Annotated in this window: 7 protein-coding genes; 5 read left to right on the top strand and 2 right to left on the bottom strand. The window is 40.8% G+C overall.

Going from position 1 to position 6,985, the window contains the following annotated elements; genetic code table 11:
- From AABW11_RS19230 to AABW11_RS19210, 5 genes are all read left to right on the top strand, one after another.
- Positions 1–931, top strand: a 931-nt coding sequence (locus tag AABW11_RS19230) for a T9SS type A sorting domain-containing protein (RefSeq protein ID WP_340106965.1), incomplete at its 5' end; no start/stop codon positions are given.
- Between the two features lie 489 nt (positions 932–1,420).
- Positions 1,421–2,557, top strand: a complete 1,137-nt coding sequence (locus AABW11_RS19225; RefSeq protein ID WP_340106964.1) for a hypothetical protein — start codon at positions 1,421–1,423, stop codon at positions 2,555–2,557.
- 404 nt (positions 2,558–2,961) lie between these two features.
- The gene (locus tag AABW11_RS19220; protein WP_340106963.1) at positions 2,962–4,083 is read left to right on the top strand and encodes a glycosyltransferase; all 1,122 of its coding nucleotides are present in this window, start codon (positions 2,962–2,964) and stop codon (positions 4,081–4,083) included.
- Between the two features lie 168 nt (positions 4,084–4,251).
- On the top strand, positions 4,252–5,280 hold the full coding sequence (locus AABW11_RS19215; RefSeq protein ID WP_340106962.1) for a glycosyltransferase: 1,029 nt from the start codon (positions 4,252–4,254) through the stop codon (positions 5,278–5,280).
- Positions 5,281–5,423: 143 nt separating this feature from the next.
- Positions 5,424–6,065 carry a sulfotransferase family 2 domain-containing protein gene (locus AABW11_RS19210; RefSeq protein WP_340106961.1) on the top strand — a complete coding sequence of 214 codons (642 nt, stop codon included), beginning with the start codon at positions 5,424–5,426 and terminating at the stop codon, positions 6,063–6,065.
- 11 nt (positions 6,066–6,076) lie between these two features.
- Here the strand turns inward: AABW11_RS19210 and AABW11_RS19205 are convergent, their stop codons facing one another.
- Both AABW11_RS19205 and AABW11_RS19200 read right to left on the bottom strand, forming a co-directional pair.
- Positions 6,077–6,550: a hypothetical protein gene (locus tag AABW11_RS19205; protein WP_340106960.1), complete on the bottom strand. Its 474-nt coding sequence runs from the start codon at positions 6,548–6,550 to the stop codon at positions 6,077–6,079.
- Positions 6,520–6,882: a hypothetical protein gene (locus tag AABW11_RS19200; protein WP_340106959.1), complete on the bottom strand. Its 363-nt coding sequence runs from the start codon at positions 6,880–6,882 to the stop codon at positions 6,520–6,522. The genes AABW11_RS19205 and AABW11_RS19200 overlap by 31 nt, the downstream gene beginning before the upstream one ends.
- Positions 6,883–6,985 lie beyond the last annotated feature (103 nt).

Genomic DNA, 6,985 nt, shown 5'->3' with positions numbered 1-6,985 from the left:
TGGTCAGCAGGATCCGGTGTGTGAGGATGAAGGCGGTGAAGACAGTGGCAGCGACAATACATCCGCGGGAGCTCCAGAGCTATACGCTCCGGCTCGCCAAGGCGTGGACGTATCGGTGACGCCGTCTTTTGAATGGAGTGATACAGGAGCGGACTACTATATGCTGCAGATTGGCACGGCCGGAAATGTGATTGACATTATGGTAGAAGGAATATCCATAACATTAACCGACTCGCTGGCTTATGATAGTAGTTATGAATGGAGAGTTCGTGGTGTCACAGGCAATACCGAAGGAGAATGGAGTAGCTTGTGGCAGTATACAACCGAGCAGTCTTATGAGGAAGTCGTTGCACTACATGCACCGGAACAGGTTTCACCCGTATATGGGCAGGTTGATAATACACCGACGTTTGAATGGACGGCCGTGGAAGGCGCGGATCACTATATACTGCATTCCAACAGGATAGATCCGGCCGAAATGGTGATTGACGAAGCTGTTGTCGGAACAACTTTTACTCCAAAAGAAACCCTTAAACCTGGAACAGTTTATCATTGGCGGGTTCGGGCTGTAGCCGATACTGTCGAAGGAGAGTGGAGTGAGATATGGGAGTTTACAACGGAGTCTGATCAGGAGGTCGAAACGATCCGGGAAACGGATCTGCTGCCAATTCGAACCGGTCTGAACCAGAACTATCCGAATCCGTTCAATCCTTCTACGCAGATAGAATATACGCTTACGGATATGCAGAGGGTCTCCCTCAGGGTATATGATATGGCCGGCCGGCAGATAGCAGTGCTCGCTGACGGTGTAAAACATGCGGGTCGCCATATGGCTACATTCAGCGCCAAAAACCTTGCCAGTGGAATCTATTTCTATCGCTTGATCACGGATTCAAAAGTCTATACAAAGAAGATGACGCTAGTGAAATGAGGATTTTTGAATAGAATCTCACCAGATAGAGAGTGTTTTATAGGTTGATCGGTTACTGGTTATCCGGTATAGGTTATCGATTTGCCTAACTGTTATCGGATGCAAACCGCAATATAATTTCCCATGTATCGGACCATTTTAAAAGAAATTTATATTTAGATCCCGTCTGCACACTGTGTTTGCGGGTTGACGGGAGAATAGCTTTTATTAGTTGAATGATTATTTTATCCACGAAGTGACTCCTACGGCTAATATCCTATTTTACAGACTACAATTCACAGAAATAAAACGGGAAGCTCCGGGTTTAAGATTCGAATATCTTTATACGGTTAAGAAAATTATAATCAGATCTGTCTATTTAAATAGTTACCCTTTTCCTCTCATAAAAAGTAATTTGACTCCAGAATTCATAGACGGAAATGTGCCTTAAAAATTAACCCCGGTCAATTTGCAAGAAGCAACCGGCCTTGACCCCAGTATTCGAAAAATATGATGAAATCTGTAAAAAACTATTTTGCAAGGCACCACAATAACTACAGAGGGTGGCAAACCGATCGTAAGATTCTTGTCATTGAATCAGATGACTGGGGAAGCACCTGCATGCCTTCAAAAGAGGTTTTTGATGACCTGATCCGGGAGCGCTACAGAGTTGATCTGTGTCCTTATACCTCGTTCGATTCACTAGCAAGTGAAAAAGACCTTGAGCAGTTGTTTTATGTGTTAATGGAATTTAAGGATCGTAATGGTTTCCATCCGGTGATCACCGCCAACGCGGTTATGGCCAATCCCGATTTTGAAAAAATCAGGCAGAATAGGTTTAGTGAATATATCTATAAACGCTTTACGGACACATTGAAAAAATATCCTGATCATTCCGGATCGTTTAATCTTTGGAAGCAGGGAAAAGAGGAAAACTTGTTTTATCCACAATTTCATGGCCGGGAGCACCTGAATGTCCGGGCATGGATGGATGCATTAGATAACAAGAAATCAAAATATCGTTCTGTATTTGACCGGGAAATTTTCTGGCTGGGGGCAGGTGAGGAGGATAAGACCGATGTGAGCATACGTGCAGCATTTGATGCGCAATCGGCAGTGGATATAGAGGATCACAAGAAGATCATTGAAGAAGGGCTTGACCTATTTGAAGAGATCTTTGGCTACAGGTCTGAAAGTTTTATCGCTCCCAACTTCGTTTTTTCCGGAGGTCTGAATTCCATTCTGTACGACGGGGGTGTAAAATATATCCAGGGAATGAAATACCAGAAGCTTCCGAAACTGGAGAGGAACAAGAATGAGCTGGTTCGCCATTTTCAGGGAGAAAGAAATCATTCAGGTCAGTTCTACCTGGTTCGCAACTGTGTGTTTGAACCGTCGCAATTTCCGGAAAGCTATGACAATGTTGAAGAATGTCTAAAGGGGATCAAAAACGCTTTCTTGTGGCGAAAACCCGCTATTATATCAGCACACAGGCTTAATTTCATCGGCCACATTGTGCCGGAGAACAGGGAGAGAAATTTGAAGCTTTTCAGAGAACTGTTGAAATCAATTCTTGTGCAATGGCCCGAGGTGGAATTTATGACCAGTGCGCAGCTTGGAGATTTGATTGCGGAGAGTAGAAATTAGAAGTGACGCTACTCGGGAGTGGTTTGAGGTTCGACTATCTACGGAAGGTCTCCCCGTAGTCTGCACCTTGCTCAATCGATTCATCGGATGAAGCGAATTCATCTGATGAAGATTACCTCATCCGACGACTTCCCGTCATCGGATGAGTGGTCTAAGGCTCGAATATCTGCGAAAGGTCACCCCGTAGTTAGTACCTTGCTCAAACGATTCATCGAATGAAGTGAATTCATCCAATGAAGAGATTGGATCAATTTAATTTGGATACAGCTCTGTATTGCAGATATTTACGGCTCAAATGAAATTGTTCTGCAGATGCAAGTTGATGCTCAAAGACTGGTCAGTTTCGGACTACTTCTATTAAATGTTCAATGAAGATGAGTGAAAAAAGAAAAATTTTATTCTTGATGCCGTCACTTAGAGGCGGGGGAGCAGAACGGACCCTGATCAACCTGTTAAAAAAAGTGGATTACGATCGTTATGATATTGATCTCATCGCTGTTTCTAAGCTGGGTCCTTATGTAAACCAAGTTCCCGATGAGATAGATGTTACGTTTTTGTACAAAAACAATTTTCTAGTCAGGACGTTGGGATACCTCCACAGAGCATTTAATATTGAGTGGTTTTTCAAAAAGAAGATGGCTCAAATTAATAAGAAGTATGACGTCGGGATCTCTTTCCTCGACAGTAATTATACCGATCTTCTGTTTTTTACTGAGAATATTGACCGGCGAATAGCTTTTGTTCATGGATCCTATCTGACCCATAGTAATTTTGAAAAATTTTATAAACATCCTGAGTATAGAGAAAGAATAAAAAAATCCAGGTACGAAAATCTTGACGGCATCTATTTTGTTTCCCGGGATGCTATGTCGGATTTTATTGAGCTGTTTGGAGAACATCCAAATATGGGTGTCGTATACAATTTAATTGATCGAATAGCTGTACTGAGAAAATCACAAAAAGCACATGATGACTTCATTTCGGATACGTTTACATTTACTGCGGTTGGCAGCCTGATCCCTATCAAGGGATTCGACCGGTTGATCAGGGCGTCAGCTATAGCCCGTGAAGATGGATATGAATTCAAAGTTAAAATTGCAGGCACAGGGATTGAAGAGAAAAATCTTTTGTGCATGATTCAAGATTATAATCTCGAAGGTGTCATTCATCTGGTCGGGTTTTTAAAAAACCCCTACCCTTTAATGAAAGAGAGTGATGTATTTGTCATGAGTTCCGTGTCAGAAGCGCTGCCAACGGTTTTGTGTGAGGCGATGATTCTCGGCCTGCCCACCCTGGTTACAAACTGCTCGGGCTGTCGCGGGCTGGTGGAAAACGGTGAGTATGGGATGATGGCTGAACAGAATGACCGGGATTTAGCCAATAAAATGATGTTGTATATGGATCAGTCGGAATTGAAAGTCCATTACCGGAAGAAATCTATTGAAAGAGCCTCCCTGTTTGATGATGATCGAATATTACAGGTTTATTATGATATTTTTGAAGGGAAGAAACCGGTGTCTTTATAATTATCCACGATTTTTAAACCCAATTATAATCGCAGTCATTTAATGTATTCATTTTGTTTTCTGTAATTTCTTTTAACCATTGATGTCTGGATCGACTAACATAATAATAATATGAATCGGATCTGTCTTGTTATTCATTCTTTGAGTATTGGTGGAATGGAGCGGGTAATGTCGCTTCTAGCAAATGACTTTGCATCGAGAGAAAAAACAGAAGTACACTTGTTACTCATTGGCATCAAACGGCAAATTTCTTACCCACTTAATAAAAGTGTCATTGTTCATCGCCCCGGATTTACATTTAAAAATTCAAGACGCACGATCGATACGTTTCGAACAATGAAGTTTCTTCGTAAAGAAGTAAAAGCGATTGATCCGGATACTGTTTTGTCATTCGGGGAAATGTGGAATAATTTGGTGCTCTTATCACTTGTTGGGCTTCGATATCCCATATATGTATCCGATCGTAGTCAGCCGGATAAAAATCTCGACTGGCTGCACAACTATTTGCGGGATAAGCTTTATCCACTGGCCGCTGGATACATTGCGCAGACCCATAAGGCAAAAGAGATCTGTCTGAAAAATTGCTGGAATAACAATGTGGAAGTAATAGGAAATCCTGTAAGGGAGATTAAAAAAGATCCTGCTATTCAAAAAGAGAATATTGTTTTAACAGTGGGGCGGCTGATTAAAACCAAGAATATCGATCATTTAATAGAGGTTTTTGCGAAAATCAATCATCCGGACTGGAAACTTGTAATTGTGGGTGGTGACGCGAAGAACTTGAATTTATCTAAAGAACTTAATGAATTAATAAAAACATTAGGAATGGAGGAGAAAATTTTCCTCAAAGGAATCCAAAAAGACGTTGACAAATACTACAATCGAAGCAAAATTTTTGCATTTACTTCCAGCTCAGAGGGTTTTCCAAACGTGGTTGGAGAAGCCCTTTCTGCAGGATTACCGGTTGTTGCATATGATGGCGTAGCCGGGTTGATGGATATTGTTGAAGATGGGGTAAATGGATATCTTACGACTCCACTAAATAAAGATCAATTTAAAGAAAAACTAAAACTATTAATGAATAGCAAAAAATTAAGAGAAGAGTTTAGCCATAAATCTTACGTAAAAATTTCAGCGTTTAAAGAAAACGAGATATCGGAAAAATACTTCGACTTCATCACCTCTTTCACCATTTAAGAAATTCAATAAGTGAGTAATCTGAGATTAGATTCTGAGAAAAAAACAAACATGTACAGAGTAATAATTAAGTATTGTAAGCAACACAAAGAATTTTGATAATCCGATTAAAACTCAATAAAAATTAATTTAAAATTATTATTATGATAATATCGACAAAACATAAATATATATTTATTGCCAATCCAAAGACAGGTACCACGTCCATTCAGAGTTTTTTATTAGAAAATGATCCATTAGCTAAAAATTATCACGTGGTACTAAACAATAAGTCATATTCTTTTAAAGAACACGATACAGCTGCAAAAATAAAAAAAACGTTAGGAGATGAGTATAATAATTATAAAACATTCGGATTTGTTAGAAATCCAATGGCAAAAAGAGTATCAGGTTACCATTTTTTAAATAATGGAAAACCCATAACCGAAGGACATAAAGGGCCTCGATGGCCTATTCTTACTAAGATTTGGTTCGCTAAGTTACTTCCGTTTAAGTTATGGAATTTATTATATCCAGTAAAGACAAATAAAGAATACTTTACGGACGAGCAAGGAAATGTAATAGTCGATAGAATATATATTTTTGAAAACATTGAGGAAGATTTTGAAAAAGCATTAAAATTTATTGGAATGTATGAAGATAATGTTAAATTGCCATATAAAAACAGGTCTAAACATAAAAAATATAATAAATATTTTAACAATAAAATATATAATTATATCGTAAAAATAATAAATTATAAAGACATAGAATTTTATAATGAATGTGTAAAAAATGTTAAATGAATATTTATTACTCAACTTTCGGGTTTGGCTGTAAGGCATTGTAATTCTATCGAATAGCCGGACAGCATTGGGTGTCTGTCATAGAAACTGCTAAATAATTCCACCACCTGGCCGCACAGTTGGTCATGCCCCCTGCTCGATAGTAATTCAACAAGCTCTAAACGGATGATTTGCAGACAAAGCTGCATGCTCATGATTTTCAGTTCCTCGGAAAAGGCATGGAACAAGCCCGGAATGGTTTTGTCGTCGGTTTGCTGGCGACGATAATAGGCCAGCATCATATACCGCAGATACACGATGCTGGTGTGGGCTATTACCGCGGCGTAACTGTGTACCTCAACCTCGCTGGCCAACCCAAGCTCTTGCTTGGTTTGCTTAAAGAACACTTCAATTGCCCACCGTTTGGCGTAGATACGACCTATGCGCTCAGGCGAAATCTCAAGGTCGGTACTTGCTATGGCCAGCCATTGTCCGGGCGTGCGCAAGTCACGGACGGCGTGCGCAAGTCACGGACAAAGACCACGCGGACCGTCGGCCCATTGAGCATCTGAACGGTTATCGAGCCAATGATGGGGCTGCCGGTAAAGGCATTGCCTCGTTTCCTGCGGTTCACCTTTCCGTAGAGGCTCTTGAGCTGGTAGATTCGCTTGCCATGAAAAAAGCTGATGCTCGGCAGGTCTTTGAGCATACAAATCACGGGCAGGTGCTTGCTGAGCGCCTGAACGTGAGATGGAAAGGAAAACCAGCTGTCGCACACCAAATAATCGGCCGATACGCCTTTCTTACCCACCATCCAATCGATCATTGACGAGGCCACATCCAGGGTCTTTTGCGTGGCTCGCTTGCACCGTTTTCCAAAGTGGGTTCGCCCATCGTAGTCCGGGATCGCTCCGATGCGTTTTTCTTTAGCTGCATTGCTC

Source organism: Rhodohalobacter sp. 8-1, from assembly GCF_038150125.1.
Classification (GTDB): Bacteria; Bacteroidota; Rhodothermia; order Balneolales; family Balneolaceae; genus SW132.
This window is presented reverse-complemented; position numbering and strand designations above follow the sequence as displayed.